Annotated in this window: 15 protein-coding genes and 2 pseudogenes; 14 read left to right on the top strand and 3 right to left on the bottom strand. The window is 59.9% G+C overall.

Annotated features, from left to right (window positions below; all coding sequences use genetic code 11):
* Positions 1-197: 197 nt before the first annotated feature.
* The 3 genes and pseudogenes from dinG to AACS18_RS00115 all read left to right on the top strand — a co-directional run bounded on the left by dinG (position 198) and on the right by AACS18_RS00115 (position 4,151).
* Positions 198-2,271: pseudogene (gene dinG / locus AACS18_RS00125) on the top strand (ATP-dependent DNA helicase DinG).
* A gap of 142 nt (positions 2,272-2,413) precedes the next feature.
* Complete coding sequence (locus tag AACS18_RS00120) at positions 2,414-3,073, top strand: YccT family protein (RefSeq protein WP_108613418.1); 660 nt, start codon at positions 2,414-2,416, stop codon at positions 3,071-3,073.
* A gap of 181 nt (positions 3,074-3,254) precedes the next feature.
* Positions 3,255-4,151 carry a histone deacetylase family protein gene (locus AACS18_RS00115; RefSeq protein WP_108613417.1) on the top strand — a complete coding sequence of 299 codons (897 nt, stop codon included), beginning with the start codon at positions 3,255-3,257 and terminating at the stop codon, positions 4,149-4,151.
* Positions 4,152-4,307: 156 nt separating this feature from the next.
* Here the strand turns inward: AACS18_RS00115 and ylqF are convergent, their stop codons facing one another.
* Entirely contained in the window at positions 4,308-5,258 is a 951-nt protein-coding gene (gene ylqF, locus AACS18_RS00110) for a ribosome biogenesis GTPase YlqF (RefSeq protein ID WP_005334061.1), read from the bottom strand.
* A 322-nt stretch (positions 5,259-5,580) separates the two neighbouring features.
* Here ylqF and AACS18_RS00105 point away from each other — a divergent pair, with 322 nt between their 5' ends.
* The 8 genes from AACS18_RS00105 to AACS18_RS00070 all read left to right on the top strand — a co-directional run bounded on the left by AACS18_RS00105 (position 5,581) and on the right by AACS18_RS00070 (position 14,258).
* On the top strand, positions 5,581-6,978 hold the full coding sequence (locus tag AACS18_RS00105) for an alkaline phosphatase (RefSeq protein WP_108613416.1): 1,398 nt from the start codon (positions 5,581-5,583) through the stop codon (positions 6,976-6,978).
* A gap of 11 nt (positions 6,979-6,989) precedes the next feature.
* Entirely contained in the window at positions 6,990-8,381 is a 1,392-nt protein-coding gene (locus AACS18_RS00100; protein ID WP_108613415.1) for an alkaline phosphatase, read from the top strand.
* A gap of 72 nt (positions 8,382-8,453) precedes the next feature.
* Entirely contained in the window at positions 8,454-9,140 is a 687-nt protein-coding gene (locus AACS18_RS00095; RefSeq protein WP_108613421.1) for a hypothetical protein, read from the top strand.
* A gap of 82 nt (positions 9,141-9,222) precedes the next feature.
* Positions 9,223-9,960, top strand: coding sequence for a substrate-binding periplasmic protein (locus AACS18_RS00090; protein WP_108613414.1), 738 nt, complete (start codon positions 9,223-9,225; stop codon positions 9,958-9,960).
* Between the two features lie 245 nt (positions 9,961-10,205).
* Positions 10,206-10,601 carry a nucleoside diphosphate kinase regulator gene (gene rnk / locus AACS18_RS00085; RefSeq protein ID WP_005334070.1) on the top strand — a complete coding sequence of 132 codons (396 nt, stop codon included), beginning with the start codon at positions 10,206-10,208 and terminating at the stop codon, positions 10,599-10,601.
* Positions 10,602-10,794: 193 nt separating this feature from the next.
* Positions 10,795-11,385, top strand: a complete 591-nt coding sequence (uhpA, locus tag AACS18_RS00080; protein WP_042022130.1) for a transcriptional regulator UhpA — start codon at positions 10,795-10,797, stop codon at positions 11,383-11,385.
* Positions 11,382-12,902, top strand: a complete 1,521-nt coding sequence (uhpB, locus tag AACS18_RS00075) for a signal transduction histidine-protein kinase/phosphatase UhpB (RefSeq protein WP_108613413.1) — start codon at positions 11,382-11,384, stop codon at positions 12,900-12,902. Before uhpA ends, uhpB begins: the two co-directional genes overlap by 4 nt.
* A 21-nt stretch (positions 12,903-12,923) precedes the next feature.
* Entirely contained in the window at positions 12,924-14,258 is a 1,335-nt protein-coding gene (locus tag AACS18_RS00070; RefSeq protein ID WP_108613412.1) for an MFS transporter, read from the top strand.
* Between the two features lie 92 nt (positions 14,259-14,350).
* On the opposite strand, the gene AACS18_RS00065 is transcribed toward AACS18_RS00070, so the two are convergent.
* The gene (locus tag AACS18_RS00065) at positions 14,351-15,484 is read right to left on the bottom strand and encodes a GGDEF domain-containing protein (RefSeq protein ID WP_108613411.1); all 1,134 of its coding nucleotides are present in this window, start codon (positions 15,482-15,484) and stop codon (positions 14,351-14,353) included.
* A 520-nt stretch (positions 15,485-16,004) separates the two neighbouring features.
* Between AACS18_RS00065 and AACS18_RS00060 the strand changes: the two genes are divergently transcribed.
* From AACS18_RS00060 to AACS18_RS00050, 3 genes are all read left to right on the top strand, one after another.
* On the top strand, positions 16,005-16,805 hold the full coding sequence (locus AACS18_RS00060) for a transporter substrate-binding domain-containing protein (protein ID WP_181363364.1): 801 nt from the start codon (positions 16,005-16,007) through the stop codon (positions 16,803-16,805).
* Between the two features lie 99 nt (positions 16,806-16,904).
* A complete protein-coding gene (locus AACS18_RS00055; protein ID WP_108613410.1) occupies positions 16,905-17,864 on the top strand; it encodes an amino acid ABC transporter permease in 960 nt (319 codons plus the stop codon).
* Positions 17,848-18,591 (top strand): amino acid ABC transporter ATP-binding protein, encoded by a 744-nt coding sequence (locus AACS18_RS00050; protein ID WP_108613409.1) that lies wholly within the window; start codon positions 17,848-17,850, stop codon positions 18,589-18,591. The genes AACS18_RS00055 and AACS18_RS00050 overlap by 17 nt, the downstream gene beginning before the upstream one ends.
* Before the next feature lie 108 nt (positions 18,592-18,699).
* On the opposite strand, the pseudogene AACS18_RS22950 reads toward AACS18_RS00050, so the two are convergent.
* A pseudogene (locus tag AACS18_RS22950) lies at positions 18,700-19,165 on the bottom strand (substrate-binding periplasmic protein); the annotation flags it as partial.

Below are 19,165 nucleotides of genomic sequence, written 5' to 3'. Positions count from 1 at the left end.
AAACGTTTACAATGAATCCTGCTGATTATTTGGACTCAAATAGTCTATTTTGCATGCAAATAACGCTAACTACCTGATAAACAACCAAAGTGGTCTGATCAGCGTAAAGCAGCCGTGATAATGGCAGTTGCCTCGACCTCACCAAGGGGTTGCGGGTATCCTTGTCCTTCGATTAACACCTAATTGGCCTTCTCTTCATGCTCTCTACTCGCCTTAAAGCCACCATTCGTCAAACCTATCGCCAGATTTCGGATGGATTACCCGGTTTTGTGCCGCGCAAAGAGCAGAACTTTCTGGTGGCCGAGATAGCAAAAACCCTGACCGGCGAGTACGACAAACAGCGCCGGATCCTGGTGGCCGAAGCAGGAACCGGTATCGGCAAATCTCTCTCTTATGCGCAGGGCGCCATCCCGGTGGCGCGGCTCACCCAGAAGAAGCTGGTGATCTCCACCGCCACCGTGGCCCTGCAAGAGCAGCTGATCCACAAAGACCTCCCTTTTTACCATCGCCACAGCGAGCTGCCGTTTCGTTTTATGCTGGTCAAGGGGCGTCAGCGTTACTGCTGCGAACATCTGCTGGAACAGGCAGCCAGTGGCGCCGAGATGGCCAACTTCGAGCTCGACTTTGGCAATCTGAGCAAAACCAAACCATCTGACAGCGACAAAGCTCGCTACCAGGCCCTGTGGCAGGCCTACACCAATGGCAAATGGGACGGGGATCGGGACAACTGGCCGGAGCCCATTCCCGACACTTGCTGGGATCGCATCGCCGCCGACCGCCACACCTGCAACAAGGCGCTGAGCCATCACCAGCACTGCCCCTTTCATCGCGCCCGCAACGACATGGAGAGCGCCGATGTGCTGGTGGTGAACCATGCGCTACTGCTCTCCGATCTCACCATGGGCGGCGGCATCATTCTGCCCCCCCCCCGATGAGTGCATCTATGTGCTGGATGAGGCCCATCACCTGCCCACCATCGCCCGGGATCACGGCGCGGCGTCGGCCAGCGTCAAAGGCTCGCGTCGCTGGCTGGAGAAGCTGGTACAAAGTGCAGGCAAGCTGGCGCGGACGCTTAATAAGGAGAGCCTGCTCGACCCCCAACTCAAACTGCAGGATGCACTGGCCTCCATCCAGCCCGACCTGAAGGCGGTCGAGCAGTGGCTCAGCGCCAACGATCGGCTGTTTGGCACGGAACCTCACTACCGCTTCGCCGAAGGGGTATTGCCGGATCCCCTGCCCATGCTGGCGGAGAATCTCAAGGAGTCGAGCAAGAAGGCGCTGCGGGCGCTGGATCGGATGCAAGGAGCCATCGGTGAAGCGCTGAAAGATGGCGAGATCCGCCGCAAGGAGGCCGAGCCCCTGCTGGCCGAGAGCGGTTTTCATCTGCAGCGGCTGGAGAGTTTCTGCGCCCTGTGGGAGATGCTGGGGCGCCATGTTCCGACCGGCAAAACCCCGCTCGCCCGCTGGATGGCCAAGAGCGATGACGGCGATATCTGGCTGCACGCCTCACCGATTGAGGTAGGCTATTTGCTGGAGGAGTGGCTCTGGTCGAAATGTCTGGGAGCCGTACTGGTCTCCGCGACCCTCACAGCACTATCTTCCTTTAGTTATTTTCGCCATCAGGTGGGGCTCAAGGAGCACGACGGTACCCGCTATCTGCGCCTGCGCTCACCCTTCGACTATCAGAAAGCCGAGCTCTATCTGCCCAAGATGGAGCACGAACCCAACTCGCCGGCCTTTACCAACGAACTCATCAGCGTGCTGCCACGCATTTTGGCGGGCAAGGAGGCGAGTCTGGTGCTCTTCTCCTCCTACCGCCAGATGAATGAGGTGGCTGTTGGCTTGCGAGCCAAGGGACTGTCACTGCTGGTGCAGGGGGAAGCCTCCCGCAATGCCCTGCTCACCCTGCACAAACAAAAATGCGATGGCGGTCAGGCCAGCATCCTGTTTGGTACCGGCAGCTTCTCGGAGGGGCTGGATCTGCCGGGTCACTACCTTACCAATCTGGTCATCACCAAGCTCCCCTTTGCGGTGCCCAACTCGCCGGTCGAGGAGGCCACTGCCGAGTGGGTGGAGCAACGAGGCGGCAACCCCTTCCTGCAACTGACGGTACCGGAGGCATCGCGCAAGCTTATCCAGGCCTGTGGCCGCCTCATCCGCAAAGAGGCAGATCGGGGGCGGGTCACCATTCTCGACCGCCGTCTGCTGACCAAGCGTTATGGCAAGGGGTTGCTCGACGCCCTCCCCCCGTTTACACGGCGGATCGAATAAATAAGTCGGTCGCTATTGACAAACAAACTGACAGCAGCGCGAACGTTGACCACCAGAAAGAGCCATTGCCGCAGTAGGCCAAACCTGTAAAAATGAGCCCCTGTTTTCAGTGGGCAATCGCCTGACTGTTCAAGGAGATGAAATGAAACTGACTGTTCTGGTACCGGCGCTGGCTGGTCTGTTGTGGGCCGGTAGCGCCCTTGCTGATGCCCAATTGGAAGTGACCACCCCGTATGTCGTCCAGCTGATCGATGGTCAATCCATCAACCCCAAGCTGCTCGACAAAACCAGCACCTTCCCCCTCTCTGCCGGCAAACACCAGTTGGTCGTCGCCTTTGAAGGCAACTACTCCAGCCGTAACGAAATCAAGCTGGTGACCGCCGAGCCGCTGGTGCTGAACTTCACCGCCGCCGACAACCAAAAGCTGGTGCTGGACTATAAAAAGCCCCGCAACGAAGCCGAAGCCAAGCAGTTTGTCAAAGAGCAGAAAGTGGCGCTGAAAGACAAAGTCAGTGGCCAGCAAGTGAGCAGCGAACAGTTCGTGATGCCGAAAGTAGAGGGCTTCCAGCTGACCCGTGACTATCAGCAAGAGCTGATCAACATGGGCAAAGCCTTCAACCAGCCCAAGACCGTCGCCGTCTCCTCTGCTGCCGTGATGGCTGCCGCCAGCGCACCGGTTCAGGTTGCCCCCAGCAAGGCTCAAAGCAATCCGGAAGCCCTGACCCAGTTGCAAAACTGGTACAACAAGGCAGATGCGGAAACCCGCAAAGCCTTCCAGATCTGGGTTATCCAGCAGCAATAAGCCGGGCTGAGTGATTGACTGAAAGGGGAGCCAAGCTCCCCTTTTCCATATCCTGCGGTCTCACTCACGACGCGTCTTGATTTATGCGCTGCCACTTCCCCTATATATAGGGAGTACATATATGGATTCATCTGCTGATTTCATATATAGAAAGCGCCACCTTGCCAGGGAGAATGGCACCATGTCGTTGCGCATTTTCTATCACCCCCTCTACTCCTCCCTGACGCTACCCGAGCGCCATCGCTTCCCGCTGGCCAAGTATCAAGGGCTGTTTGAACGCCTACAGGTGCAGGGTTACCCCCTTGGCGAAGCGCCGGCCGCAACCTGTGAGCAAATCTGTCGCATTCACGATGCCGATTATGTCGCGGCGGCCCTGAGCGGCCAGCTGGAAGATCGCGCCATCCGCAAGATCGGTTTTCCCTGGTCATCCATGCTGATAGAGCGCACCTTGCGCTCGGTGGGTGCTACCATTGCCGCCAGCCGCTATGCACTTGAACAGGGCTGCGGCTTGCAGATCTCCGGCGGCTACCACCACGCTCATCGGGATCACGGCAGCGGTTTTTGTCTGTTCAACGATCTGGTGATTGCCGCCCAGGCTTGCCTCGACGAAAAGCGTTGTGAACAGGTGCTGATCGTCGATCTCGATGTGCATCAGGGAGATGGCAGTGCGACCCTGTGCGCCGGACGGCGCGATATCATCACCCTCTCCCTCCATGGGGAGCACAACTTCCCCCATCACAAAGCCACCTCTCACCTCGACTTTCCGCTGCCAAGTGGCATGACGGACGATGCCTATCTCACCACATTGCAACAGGCACTCTCGCTGGCACTGCGGCTCTATTCGCCGGATCTCATCCTCTATCAGGCGGGCGTCGATGTGCATCATGCCGACGAGCTTGGTTATCTCTCCTTGAGCGATGAAGGGGTTCGCCTGCGCGATGCCATGGTATTTGACTGTGCAATCAAGCATGGGTTGCCTGTCGCCGCTGTACCCGGTGGCGGCTATCGCCGCGACTGGCAACAGCTGATCCCGCTTCATATGTCGCTGTTTGAGGCGGCGCTCCACCGTTTTGGTTGATGGCATGGCTTTATAGCGCGGACACGCCATCAGAGTGGGCGGCATTTCACCAGATAAAACAGAAGAGGCGACCCTTGGGGTCGCCTCTTCGTGTTTCGTCATCTCGGTCACACAAGCTCGCTCGCAGTCAGGCAAGCTCGGGACGCCTGAGGATAACTATTTCTGACGCTTGCGGGCGTACTTGCGACGGGCGCGGGCCTGACGCTCCTCTTCCCGCTCGGCCTTCTCTTTGGCTTTTTGCTCGGCTTCTGCGGCGGCTTCGACAATCTCGACACTCACCATCTCCGGCGTCTCCAGCGAGATGCGGCCAAGCAAGCCTGAGCGGAACTCGTTAATCAGGATCTCGGACGCCTTGTGCAGGTCGGCCAGCCCCCCTTTGCGCATAAACGCTCGCTGGCGGGCGATCATCTCCAGCAGCTCGATCTCAGTCTCGGGCAGCTCGTCAATCTGGTAGCGCGCCTTGATCCGCTCCGGATAGGCCTTGATGAAGTAATCGGCGGCGAACATGGCGATATCGGCATAGTCGAACACCGTGTCCTTGATGGCCGCGGTGATGGCCAGACGATAACCGCAGGAGGGCGGATTGAGCTTGGGCCAGAGAAAACCCGGGGTATCGGTCAGGATAACGTTGTTATCCAGCTTGATCCGCTGCTGTGACTTGGTCACCCCCGCCTCGTTGCCGGTACGGGCGATGATGCGCCCCGCCAGGGTATTGATCAGAGTAGACTTGCCCACGTTGGGGATCCCCATGATCATCGCCCGCACGCCGCGCAGCTCAAAATTGCGCTCCGGCAGCATCTCATGGCAGAGGGTCAGCAGTTGCTTGATCTTCTCCGGCTCTTGTTGTGTCAACGGCAGCGCCTTGATCCCCTTCTCTTTTTCCATGTGCGCCACCCACAGATCGGTGATCGCCGGATCGGCCAGGTCCGCCTTGTTCAGCACCTTGATCACCGGGGTATCACCACGCAGCTCGGGCACCAGCGGGTTTTCGCTGGAGAAGGGGATGCGGGCATCGAGCATCTCGATGATCACATCGACCTGGGGCATGACCTCGGCAATCTCTTTGCGGGCCTTGTGCATGTGACCGGGGAACCAGTTGATGGACATATCCGTTACTCTCTGTGGGGGCTGCGGGCGCGCGCATGGAACAACAGGCGCTCTGCCGCGGGCATCGAACGAAGGGGGCGCATTTTACCTGCTGCGGGCTTCTTTTGACAGGTCATTCTAACCATCACCTCATCAAATCAGCAAACCGCCGAGGCGGAGCAACCTTGCCGGAAACGACCGGACCAACTGGCTCAATTGATAGATAACATATTGATATAGTGTAACATTTTTATCACTTTTCACACAACCGTCACCGATAGTCAGTAAAAGTGTCATCTGCCCCCTCTAGGCTGCGCTCAGGTTTTACAAGGAGCGAACCCCAATGAGAAAAATGGCAGGACTTGCAGTGATGATCGGCGCCGCCCTGGCTGCCGGCTGCAAATCAGACAATGACACGGTGGCGACCAAGCCCGCAGCCCAACCCACCAACGTCATCTTCTTCCTCGGTGACGGCATGGGCCTCAACACCCTGACGGCGGCCCGCATCTACGGTGTCGGCGAAGAGGGTGATCTCACCATCGATACCCTGCCAGAGACGGCCTTTATCAAGACCTTCTCCCACGATGCCCAGGTCACTGACTCGGCCCCCTCCATGGCGGCCTACATGACCGGGGTCAAGAGCAACAACGGCGTCATCAGCATGGACGGCGACGCCACCTATGAGAGTGACTGCAGCAAGAGCGCCGGCAAGCCGGTGACCACCCTGCTGGAGCTGGCCAAAGCCGATGGCCGCGGTACCGGCGTGGTGACCAGTACCCGGGTAACCCACGCCACCCCGGCGGCTACCTATGCCCATATCTGCAACCGGGATCTGGAGGCAGATATCGCCGTCCAGCTGGTGCCGGGCGGCAAAGGCTACAACAGCGCCCTCAAGGAGGGGCTGGATGTGGTGCTCGGTGGCGGCAGCAGTTTCTTCCTGCCCAAAGCCGACAAGGGCAAGCGGGAGGATGGCCGCAACCTCATCAGCGAAATGCAGGCCAAGGGCTACCAGTTTGCCAGCAATCTGGATGAGCTGAACAAGGCCGATGCGGGCAAGCCGCTGCTGGGTCTGTTTGGTTCCAGCCACATGAAATATGACCTGGACCGTCCCGCCAGCGAGCCGTCACTGGCCCAGATGACCCTGGCCGCCATCAAGCAGCTCAAGGGCAAGGAGAAGGGTTACTTCCTGATGGTGGAAGGGGGCCGCATCGACCACGCCCTGCACGACACCAACGCCAAGCGGGCGCTGCAGGACACCATCGCCTTCGACAACGCCATCAAAGCCGCTATCGACGAGGTGAAAAAGAGCGACCCCGAGCTGAAAAACACCCTGATCGTGGTCACCGCCGACCACGACCACACGCTAGTGCTCAACGGTTATGCCAAGCGCACCGGCAAGACCACCGCCGACAACCCCGGCGTACTCGGGCTGGTGAAGAACTACGAGACTGGCGAGCCAAGCAAGGATAGCGAGGGCATGCCCTACACCATCATAGGTTTTGGCAACGGTTACAACCGGGTGGATGGCCCGCGCAGCAGCGTTGCCCCGCTCGACGATGCCACCGTCTCCGCCAATGACTACCACCAGGAAGTGGTGGTCAAGGTAGGCGAAATCGGCAGCGAGACCCACGGCGGCACAGATGTATTCCTCGGCGCCATCGGCAAGGGGGCTGACAGCTTCCATGGCTCACTCGATAACACCGCCGTGTTCGGCAAGATCAAGGCTGCGGCCAAGCTGTAAGGAGCACTTTCATGAGCAAAAAGATGAACACATCCATCAAGCACACGCTGGTCTGCGCCGCCCTGTTCAGTGCGCTGGGCGCAACCTCCCAGGCACAGGCCGGTGATGCCAAAAACGTCATTCTCTTTATCGGTGATGGCATGGGCCCCACCGTGCTCACCGCCACCCGCCTGTTCAAGGTGGGGGAAGAGGGCAATCTGGAGATGATGAAACTGCCGCACAGTGCCCGCATCAAGACCTTCTCCAACGATGCCCAGACCACCGACTCGGCCCCCTCCATGGCGGCCTACACCACCGGGGTCAAGATGAACAACGAGGTGATCGCCATGAGCAGCGACACCAAAGCCGTCGCCCCCGGCAAAGACGTCAATGGCAACAAAACCGTCAACAATTGCAGCAGCGATAACGGCAAGCCCGTGCCCACCATCCTGGAGCTGGCCAAGGCGGCAGGCAAATCGGTCGGAGCCGTCACCACCACCGAGCTGACCCACGCGACCCCGGCGGCTACCTACGCCCACATCTGCCATCGGGATGCAGCTTATGATATCGCCGTACAGGCCGTTCCGGGGGGCGCTGGCTATAACAGTGCCCTCAAGGATGGGGTCGATGTGCTGATGGGCGGTGGTGCCAACCACTGGACCCCCTACAGCGCCAGCAACAAGGGCGGTCGCAATGACAACCGCGACCTGACCGCCGAGATGAAGGCGCAGGGATACAGCTATGTCACCACTCAAAGTGAACTTGCCAAGGTCACCAGCGGCAAGGTGCTCGGTCTATTCAGCAGCAAATCCCACTTGGACTACGAGCTGGATCGGGTCGCCAAGGGGGCAGCCAATACCCAGCCGTCCCTCTCCGAAATGACCGCCAAGGCGATCGACCTGCTGAGCAAGAACAGTCAGGGTTATTTCCTGATGGTAGAAGGCGGCCGGATCGATCATGCCCTGCACGGCACCAACGCCAAGCGCTCGCTCACCGACGCAGTGGCTCTGGATGAGGCGGTCAAGACGGCGCTGGGTAAAGTGGATCTCAGCAATACCCTGATCGTGGTCACCGCCGACCATGACCACACCATGACCATTAACGGCTACTCCGCCAAGGGCAATCCGGTGCTGGATCTGGTGAAAAATGGCGATGGCTCGACCCAGAACGACGTGGATGGCAAGCCCTTCACCACCTTGGTGTTCGGTAACGGCCCCAATCGTGCGGCCGTGCGCCCGGTCCTCACCAGCGATCAGGTGATGGCCAATGACTACCTGCAGGAGACCGGCGTCAAACTGACATCGGAAACCCACGGCGGCGGCGATGTGATGCTGTTTGCCGATGGCGCCGGCAGCAACCGCTTCAAAGGCACGCTGGATAACACCAAGGTGTTTGGCAAACTGCGGGAGGCGCTCGGCCTGTAAGCAGCACGGGCCCGGGTGCATCTGAGCAATCGACTCAGCGGCCCGGGCCCCGGCTCTTTCGAGCGACAGATGATGATGCGACTTTTGCTTTCGTTATGGCTGCTTGGCAGCACCCTCGCCTTCCCCCTGCATGCTGACGACACGCCCCCGGATCTCGCCGCCCGGATCAGCTATCACGACCGGAACACCGGCAGCGATGGCATCGCCAGAGAGAGTGTCTGGCAAGAGAAGTGGCTGCGCGTGGGCAATCAGGTGTGGATCCAGCGGCTCATTCCCCTCCCCCTTGCCCGTGCCTATCACGCCACTCACGACGCCACCCCCGGCCACAAGCACTTTACCCACCAGATGGCGGCCCGCTGGGTCAGCCGCAGTGATGAGGGTGAACTTCAGCTGCGCTATGCCGACAGCTGGCACAACCAGCTGGTTGAGGTGCCGGAGGAAGAGTATGGCCAGGTGGCCTTCAAGCCCGACTGGCTGCGGATCCGCCATCTCGTCAACCCGAGGCTGATCGAGGGGATGACCCCGCTGGATGAGGCCGCCCCCGAGCAGGCCCGCTGGTATGAAAAGCGCGAAGGGCAGCAACGAACCCGCATTCTCTGGTCGAGTCAATGGCAGATCCCGCTGGTGGTCGAGTCAGCCAGTCTCGACGGCTATCGCAGTTACCGGATGGAGGTAACCCTGCGCAAGCTGCCTTCTCAGCTCCCCTGGCAGCAACTCGCTGATTACGAAGTGCGCGATCTGCGGGATTTCTTCGACTGAGATCCCAACCCCTCAGCGGGCACAACGACAACGCAGGCAGGAATGTTACACTCTGCATATTCGACTCTGGCTCACGACCTTGATGCGCGCTCTCTGCCTGCCCTTTTTGACCCTGCTGTTGTTGCTGGTGAACACCGGTGCCCAGGCTATTGTGCTGGTGGCGGCCGAGTTGCCCCCCTATGTCATTCGCTCCTCTCACGGCAAACCAAGCGGTGTCGCCATCGAGATCATGGAAGAGGCCGCGCGACGCCTTAAAGAACCGCTCACCATCGAGTTGATGCCGCTTCCACGTGCACTGACCCAGACAATTCACCGCCCCGATGTATTGATGATACCGCCCGTGCGAAGCAGTCAGCGAGAGCACCTCTATCAGTGGGTAACGCCCATCCTCGATGAACAGTTTTTGATCGTCAGCGATCGCCGGTTTCACCCAAAAGCACTGAAAAGCAGCGATTTGAAAAACCTTGATGTGGGCGTGCTGCGCTACTCGTTTGGTCAACACCTACTCAAACAACGCATCGGGATCCGGGGAGAGACAGTAGCAGATGAGCAACTCAACGCTCATAAACTCCATCGCGGTCGCATTGATGCCTGGGTCGCCGCATGGAATGTCATCCTGTATGCCCAACAACAAGACAAACGCTCATCACAACAGCTGGTTCGCGGTGAAGTGTTGATGAACACCCAACTGTTCCTGGCCGCTCACAAGGATTTCCCCTTCAAACAGGCGCAGCGCTGGCAAGCCGTAATCGACGAGATGCGCCATGATGGCTCGCTCACACGGATCATCCGTCAGTACAACTATCAGGCTCCTGAGTAGTCACTCAATCGCGGTTGCCAAGGCTGGCCAGAATGGTTATGGTAGCCCCATGAAAATACTCGCTATTTCCTCGCATTTGCTCACACCCTGCTGAGCCCCCGCCTCGCTCCTTCGGCCGCGAGTCGCTTGGGGGCATGGCATTTTCAATCGATTGAACCTGTTGAATCCATTTTTGTAACACTTTGCGTGATGGCCAACCTGCAGCCGCCGGTATGGTCCTATCCGCTATTGATAAGGAATATCTTATGAAACAACCTCATCTGGTTATCTCCAGCCTTGATCTGGACCGTATCGAACAACTGCTCGGCAACCATCCGCAGCATCTGGCCCTGCAAGAGGAGCTGGACCGCGCCGAGATCCGCGAACCGGCCGACATGCCGCCGGACGTAGTCACCATGAACAGCAAGGTACGCTTCAAGATGCAGAGCAGCGGCAACGAGTTCTGCCTCACCCTGGTCTACCCGCGCGATGCCAAGGGCGACGAGAGCAACATCTCGGTACTGGCGCCGGTAGGCAGCGCCCTGCTCGGCCTGAAAGTGGGCGACAGCATCGCCTGGCCCGGCCCGGCCGGTCGCACCATCGAGGTAGAAATTCTGGAAGTGGTCTATCAGCCTGAGCGCGCCGGCGAGCTGCACCGCTGAGTCCCCCGGGCTGGTCATCCCCCTGTTGATCAGCCCGCTTGCTCGCCCTTGCCAGCTGATCCCGATCAAGCTTTGCGCACCTTGCCCCCCGGTTTTTAGCCCCTTTTCCTGCTGCTGCTTGAGCCTGACTCGGGGGGCAGGTATCTTGTTGGCCGCGTCATGGTCATGACGCACCGAATTTCAGGCTGACATCATGATAAAAATTGCCCTCATCGACGATCACCAGATCGTCAGATCCGGTTTTGCCCAACTGCTCAATCTGGAGCCCGATCTGCAGGTGGTCGCCGAATTCGGCTCCGCCAGCGACGCCCTTGCCGGCCTGCCCGGCAGCGGGGCGCGCGTCTGCGTCTGCGACATCTCGATGCCCGACCAATCGGGGCTGGAGCTGCTCAAGCAGCTCCCCTCCGGCCTTGCAGTGGTGATGCTCTCGGTGCACGACAGCCCGGCCCTCATCGAGCAGGCGTTGCAAACCGGCGCCAAGGGTTTTCTCTCCAAACGCTGCAGTCCGGACGAGCTGATCGCCGCGGTGCGCACCGCCGCCCTGGGTGGGTGTTATCTGACGCCGGACATCGCCCAGAAACTGGCCAGCAGCAGCCGGGATCCCCTTACCAATCGGGAGCGGGAGATTGCCCAGTTGCTGGCACAGGGGCTGGAGGTGAAGGCCATCGCCGAACAGCTTGGTCTCTCCCCCAAGACGGTGCACGTCCATCGTGCCAACCTGATGGACAAGCTCAAGGTCAGCAACAACGTCGAGCTGGCCCACCGCATGCTGGATAGCTGGTGATCTCCCGTTTCGCCAGCTATGTCGCCATCGCGCTGGCGGCCTGCTTCATCTTTGCCGCCGGCTGGTTTTGCCTCTGGAGCATCAGCCTGCATCTGGCGGGTGGCCCGGCGCTGGCGGTGCTGCTGTTCCCCTTCGGCCTGCGCCTCGGCTTGCTGCTGCAAAGTCCCGGCCACTACTGGCCGCCGCTGTTGCTGTGCGAAGGGCTGCTGCTCTACTGGCTCAATCTGGAGGTAGGGCTGCCCCACTGGCCTTGGCTGGTCGCGGGCAGTCTGCTGACCCTGATACCGCTGCTGATTGCCCGTCGCCAGCAGGTGCGCAACGACTGGCAGCAACTGTTGCTGCTGCTCGCCACCGTCACGGCGGCGGCGCTACTGCAAGCCCTGCTCTGGCATCTGGCGGGGGAAGATGGCCTCTCGGCCCTGCTGCTCAGCCTAACCGGCGGGCTGACGCTGACCTCCACCTGCATGTTGATCTGGCACTACCTCACCCGCGCCACCTGGGTGCCGCTCGGTCCTGCGCTGGTGGATCAGCCGGTGGAGTGGCGCTTTCGCCATCTGGTCTGGTATCTGCTGCTGTTCGTATTGAGCCTCTGGCTGCAACTGGGGTTGCCCAACTCGCTGGTACGCTTTACCCCGTTTTGTCTCGCCATCCCCATCATCGCCATGGCGTGGCGCTACGGCTGGCAGGGGGCGCTGCTCGCCACACTGATGAACACCATCGCCCTGCTGGCCAGTCAGGCCTGGCACGATCACCCCCTCGATCTGCTGCTCTCCCTGCTGGCCCAGAGCCTCACCGGCCTGCTGCTCGGCGCCGGGATCCAGCGCCAGCGCGAGCTCAATCAGGCGCTGACCCGCCAGCTCGCCCACAATCGCCAACTCACCGAACGGCTGCTGGAGACCGAGGAGAGTATCCGCAAGGAGGTGGCGCGCGAGCTGCACGACGATATCGGCCAGACCATCACCGCCATTCGTACCCAGGCCGGGATCGTGCGCCGCCTCGCCCCCGATAATGCAGGGGTGGGCCAGAGCAGTGCCCTGATCGACACACTGTCGCTCGGGATCTACGACGCGGTGCGCGGTCTGCTCGGGCGGCTGCGCCCGCGCCAACTCGACGACATGACTCTTGAACAGGCGGTACGGGCACTGCTGCGGGAGCTGGAGCTGGAGCGTCACGGCATCGTCACTCGGCTGGAGTGGCAACTGGCGGATGGGGATCTCTCCGATGCCCAGCGGGTCACCCTGTTTCGGGTCTGTCAGGAGGGGCTCAACAACGTGGTCAAACATGCCAACGCCCACTCGGTCACCATTCGTGCCCGGGCTAGCGGCGAGCAGTTGCAACTGGTGCTGGAAGATGATGGCCGTGGTCTGCCGGAAAGCCGCCCGCAGCAGGGCTATGGCCTGCTCGGTATTCGCGAGCGGGTACAGGCCCTCGGGGGCAGTCTGCAACTCTCCTGCATCCACGGCACCCAGCTGACGGTCAACCTGCCCAGTCGCAGACGGGAAGAGAGTCATGGCTAATCACCACCAGAGGGCCTGCCTGTGCTGAGTTTTATGAGAAGCGCGCCGCCCCGGCCCCTTATCCGGGATCAGGCCGAGATCGACGCCACCTATCGCCACTGGCGGCTGCACCTGCTGCTGACCATGTATCTGGGCTACGCGGTCTTCTACTTCACCCGCAAGAGCTTCAACTTCGCCATGCCGGACATGCTGGCGAACGGCATGCTGGACAAGTCCGATATCGGCATGCTCTGGACCCTGTTCTACATCACCTACGGCTGCTCCAAGTTCTTCTCCGGCATCATCAGTGACCGCGCCAACCCGCGCTACTTCATGGGTGTCGGACTGATGGCCACCGGCGTTATCAACATCCTGTTCGGCCTCTCGTCGGCACTCTGGATGTTTGCCGCCCTCTGGGTCGCCAACGCCTTCTTCCAGGGCTGGGGTTGGCCCCCCTGCTCCAAGCTGCTCACCAGCTGGTATTCGCGTACCGAACGCGGGGTCTGGTGGTCGGCCTGGAACACCGCCCACAACGTTGGCGGGGCGCTCATCCCTCTCATCGTCAGCACCATCGCTCTGCAACATGGCTGGCGCTACGGCATGATAGTGCCCGGCCTTATCGCCATCATCGCGGGATTGTTCCTCTGCTGGCGACTGCGGGATACCCCGAGCGCCATGGGGCTGCCGACAGTAGGCGAGTGGCGCAAGGATGCCATGGAGCTGGCCCAGCAGACCCAGGATGCGGGGCTTTCCCATCGCCAGATCCTGCGCAAATATGTGCTGGGCAACCCCTATATCTGGCTGCTCGCCTGCTGTTACGTGCTGGTCTATGTGGTGCGTACCGCCATCAACGACTGGGGCAATCTCTACATGACCGAGCAGCGCGGCTTCAATCTGATGAGCGCCAACTCGGCTATCTCCATGTTCGAGGTGGGAGGCTTTATCGGTGCGCTGGTGGCGGGCTGGGGATCGGACAAGCTGTTCAACGGCAACCGTGGCCCGATGAACCTCATCTTTGCGGTGGGGATCCTGCTGGCGGTGGGGTCGCTGTGGCTGATGCCCTTCTTCAGCTATGTGATGCAGGCGGCCTGCTTCTTTACCATCGGCTTCTTCGTGTTTGGCCCCCAGATGCTGATCGGCATGGCGGCGGCGGAGTGCTCCCACAAAAACTCGGCGGGGGCCGCCACCGGCTTTGTCGGCCTCTTTGCCTACATGGGGGCGGCGCTGTCGGGCTATCCGCTGGCCAAGGTGATGGAGATCTGGCACTGGAACGGCTTCTTCGTGGTGATCTCGGTGGCAGCGGGCGTCTCGGCCCTGCTGCTGCTCCCCTTCCTCAAGGCGCAGGCACCGAGAACAGCTCAAGCGGCGTCAGAGTAACGGCTGGCAGCTGGCAAGCCAGATCCGGCAAGCGGAAGTAGGCAGGGCGCGGATCACCGCGCCCTGCCTTTATCCCTGAACCTATCACTGCCTCAGGCGGCCTGACAGACCCTATTCTTCCCTTCCCGCTTGGCCCGATAGAGGGCGTCATCGGCGCGGCGAAACAGGTGGTCGAAATGCCACTCTCCCTGCCAGTGGGCGACCCCCATACTGACGGTAATATGGATCCCCTCCACCTCGCTGGCCGCAAGCTGAACCAGCAGTGACTGGCACCGAGTGATCGCCTCGTCTGCGGTGGCATGGCGAAACAGCAACACAAACTCCTCGCCCCCAAAGCGACCGGCCAACACCCCATCCAGCTCGCGCAGCGCCAGCCCGACCCGCTCCAGCACCCGATCCCCCACCTCATGACCATGCCGATCGTTGATCTGCTTGAAGTCATCCAGATCGAGCACCACCAGCGCCCCCTGCTGTGCAGGGCGTTCCCGGGCCAGACGCTCCATAAAACCACGGCGATTGAACAAGCCGGTCAGCGGATCATGACTGGCCTGATAGCGCAACTCCAGCGCCCGGTGCTGGTTGCAGAGCAGCAGCACCCCGAAGGTGAGCATGGAGCTACCCACCAGCATGGAGACATAGGGCAACACGTTGAACAGCTGACGCTGGAACGGGCTTTCGATCACCTCGCCCCACACGGTAAACATCCGCATCAGGGTCATGGCAATCAGTACCAGATTGAGGCCAATCAGCACCCAGACCGCCACCTGATAATCGGGTCGGCCGTGACGCCAGAGCTGCCAGATGATGAGCGTACTGAGCACGAGGAAGGTGGCGCTGCTTATCATCACCCGCACCGCAATCCGGCCATCGATGGCGACCGACCAGGTCATGATGGCGGCAAACAGCAGGATGAATCCCCAGCAAACAGGCCAGCCCGGCGATTGACGGAAGAAACAGCGTTGGGCGACCAGCAATAACGACACATGAAAAATCAGGAAGACATTGCCCACCCAGGAGCCATAGGGAGTAGGTGTCAGCAGCAGGCTGGCAAATCCCGCCTGACCCAGCATGGCAAACAGACTGGACCACCACCAGACCCCGACGCCGGGAATATCGTTGTGGGTAACGCGAATGATGGTGAGAGTGAGGAAACCGAGACAATAGCCACACAAGGCCATGATCATCAAGGTAAAAATATCCAGCTTAAGCAGTAGTGAGGCGTCCATACCAAAGCCATGCAGAGAGGGTAACTGAGTATATGAGAAGCGTTTGCCAAGACCCAGTGGGACTTGATGGTTTTCACAATAAAGCCCCTTCGTTTGCTGATAAACAGAGCAATGCGTGTGATATCTCACCAATGCGTATTCGTATCAGTCCCACGAAAAACCTCTTACGGAGCCCTTTAGCACAATAAGAGCCGCAAGCGGCACCCAGGCTTTGTAACAAAATGTCTTGGGCATAATTTGGGCTTGAACCCACCCCGTTAGATAGATATGTTGTTTTCGTGTGATTTTATGAATGAAGCCATGAGCAATAAATGTCTCTAACCTGTTGAGTCTTCTGACACAATCTGTTTTTGGTACATTTTTCACTCAACCACTATTCATAGCATCTCATATGGGGCTTTTGTCCCGCTCAAGACATTCATCCTGTCTTGCCTGTTGCCGGATGCAGCAGTCTCTTGTGCCACGGAGTCGCACGGGATCAGGTTCAAGGCCGAACACACCACCGACAGAGACGTCACTTATGATCAAAAAACTGATTCTTTCTACCCTGCTGTTTTGCGGGATCGCCACGGCGGCCCCGACCCCAGCCCCTACTTCCACCCTGGATGCCGTGCTGGAACGCGGCGTGCTGCGAGTCGGCTTCGATGCCGGCTATCAACCCTTCGAGATGACCAACAAGCAGGGCCAATACATCGGCTTTGATGTGGATCTCGCCAAGATGGTCGCCAAAGAGATGGGCGTGAAGGTCGAGTTCGTCAACACCGCCTGGGATGGCATCATTCCGGCGCTCCTGACCAACAAGTTCGACGTCATCATGGGCGGCATGACCGTCACTCCCCAGCGCAATCTGCGGGTCAACTTCGCCGATCCTTACATCGTGGTCGGCCAGACCATAGTGCTGCGCAAAGAGAAGGCGGGCGAAATCAAATCCTTCACCGACCTCAACGACCCGAAATACAAGATCGCGGTCAAGCTCGGCACCACCGGCGAGCAGGCAGTCAAGGGCCTGATCCCCAAAGCCACCCTGCTGCAGTTTGAAACCCAGGATGACGCCAAGCTGGAAGTGATCAACGGCAAGGTCGATGCGTTCGTCTATGACCTGCCCTACAACGCTATTTTTGCCTCCCAGAATCAGGGCGCCGTGGTGCACCTCGACAAGCCGTTCACCTTCGAGCCGCTGGCTTGGGCCATCCGCAAAGGGGATCAGGACACCCTCAACTGGTTCAACAACTACCTGCGCCAGATCAAGGGCGATGGCAGCTACGACCGTCTCTACAAGAAGTGGTTCGAATCCAACGCCTGGCTGAATCAGCTCAAATAACCTCCGGGGGGCGGCACATGCCGCCCCTGCACCACGCAGCTCCCCACACAATAACGAGAAGAGGTTGTGACTGTGCACACACCCAAACCGACAAGACAGATGGAAAAACAGCCCAATCAGCTGCTCTGGCATGGGGTTTTCCTGCTGATGCTGCTGGTTGCCGTATTCGGCATCTACAAGGCTGTCCAGTCAGTGGATTACACCTGGCGCTGGGAACGCATTCCCCAATACATCGCCTATCAGGCGGAGCAGAAGAATGTCGCCGAATTTGACGGCACCGTGATGGCGGGCACCAGCGAGGCCGAGAAGGGCAAGCTGTTCCTGCAAGACGATCTCGACCCCAATGTGCGGCAAGCCATCGCCAGTACCGGCGTACAAGTCGCCGAAGGGGATACCGTTTTTCGTGGCGATACCCTCGACACCCAACTGAGCTGGACCGCCGGCCCCATCGCCTGGGGCGTCTGGGTCACCGTCAAGCTCTCGCTGGTAGCAGGCATCTTCGCCATCCTGCTCGGCACCCTGGCCGGGCTGGCGCGCCTCTCCCCTAATCCGGCCCTGCGCAATCTGGCCATCACCTATGTGGAGCTGATCCGCGGTACACCGCTGCTGGTTCAGATCTTCATCGTCTACTTCTTTATCGGTACCGTGCTGAACCTCGATCGCTTCACCGCCGGGGTCGCCGCGCTGGCGGTCTTTACCGGCGCCTATGTGGCGGAGATCGTGCGCGCCGGTATCAGCTCCATCCACAAGGGGCAGATGGAGGCGGGCCGCAGCCTGGGTATGACCTCCGCCCAGACCATGCGCTATGTCATCCTGCCGCAGGCGTTCAAGCGGGTACTGCCACCGCTGGCAGGCCAATTCATCAACCTCATCAAGGACTCCTCGCTAGTCTCGGTCATCTCCATCACCGATCTGACCAAGGCGGGGCGCGAGGTGGTGAGCTCCACCTTCAGCCCGTTCGAGGTATGGTTCACCGTGGCCCTGCTCTATCTGGTGCTGACCGGCACCCTCTCCTTCCTGGTACGCCGTCTCGAGGTGAAATATGCGAAAAGCAACTGATCCCATCATCAAGGCGACCGGCGTAGAGAAGTTCTACGGCAGCGAGGTGCACGCCCTGAAAAATGTCAGCACCGAGGTGGCCGAAGGGGAAGTGGTGGTGATCGTCGGCCCCAGCGGCTCGGGCAAGTCCACCTTTCTGCGCACCCTCAACCAGCTGGAGACCATCAACGACGGCGATATCGTGGTGGACGGCATCTGCCTCACCCAGCCGGGCGATGTCAACAAGCTGCGGGAAGAGGTGGGCATGGTGTTCCAGTCCTTCAATCTCTTTCCCCACCTGACGGTGCTGGATAATATCTGCCTCGCCCCGCAGAAGGTGCGCGGCCTGTCGCGCCGTGAGGCCGAAGACAGAGCCAAGGCGCTGCTGCTGAAAGTGGGGCTGTCGGTGAAAGCGGCCAGCTATCCCTCCCAACTCTCCGGCGGTCAGCAACAGCGGGTGGCCATCGCCCGCGCACTCGCCATGCAGCCGCGCATCATGCTGTTTGACGAGCCCACCAGTGCGCTGGACCCCGAAATGGTGGGGGAAGTGCTGGATGTGATGAAGGGGCTCGCCCGCGAGGGGATGACCATGGTGGTGGTGACCCACGAGATGGGCTTTGCCCGCGAAGTAGCGGATCGGGTGCTCTTTATGGAGAGTGGCGAACTGCTGGTGGATGAGAAGCCTGCCGACTTCTTCGACAATCCCCCCTCCCCGCGCCTGCGCCAGTTCCTGAGTCAGGTGCTGTAGCAAACACGCTCTGCTGGATAAATGAAGAGGGACCGCAAGGCCCCTCTTGTTATGCGTCACGCTGGAGCAGACTCAACCCAGCTGAACCCGAGTCCCCATCTCATCGGCTCAGCGCGGGGACTTTCCCAGATAGCGCTCCACGATCACTTTCACCCCGTCACGTTTTTTGAGCTGATAGAGCTCCTTGTCAAACTGTTCGATAAAGGCCTGTTTGTAGGGATACTCCCCCTTGCGGCTATAGCCGAGAAACCCCTGCTCCTTGCTGAGCACCGGCCCCTGTTTGAGCAGGGACATATCGGCCACCGCCAGCTGATCCCCCTTGATCATGTTGAGCAGTTCATAGAGCAGGGAGAGGCGATCATTGACGGTGCAATCGACCCGGCCACGCACAATTTTGAGCAGGTTCTCCCGGTTGCTTTTCACCTCCTCCACATCGATCTGCTTCTCCTTCACCGCCTGCCAGAAGGCATCGCCGCCAATGGAAAATCCGGCGTTCATGCCAAAGCGCAAGCCGTGATAGTCGAGCGGAAATTTGGCCTGCGGGGTATTGGCCGCCACACTGGCACCACACATC

Source organism: Aeromonas sp. HMWF015 (assembly GCF_963878965.1).
Taxonomy (GTDB): Bacteria; Pseudomonadota; Gammaproteobacteria; order Enterobacterales; family Aeromonadaceae; genus Aeromonas; species Aeromonas veronii.
This window is presented reverse-complemented; position numbering and strand designations above follow the sequence as displayed.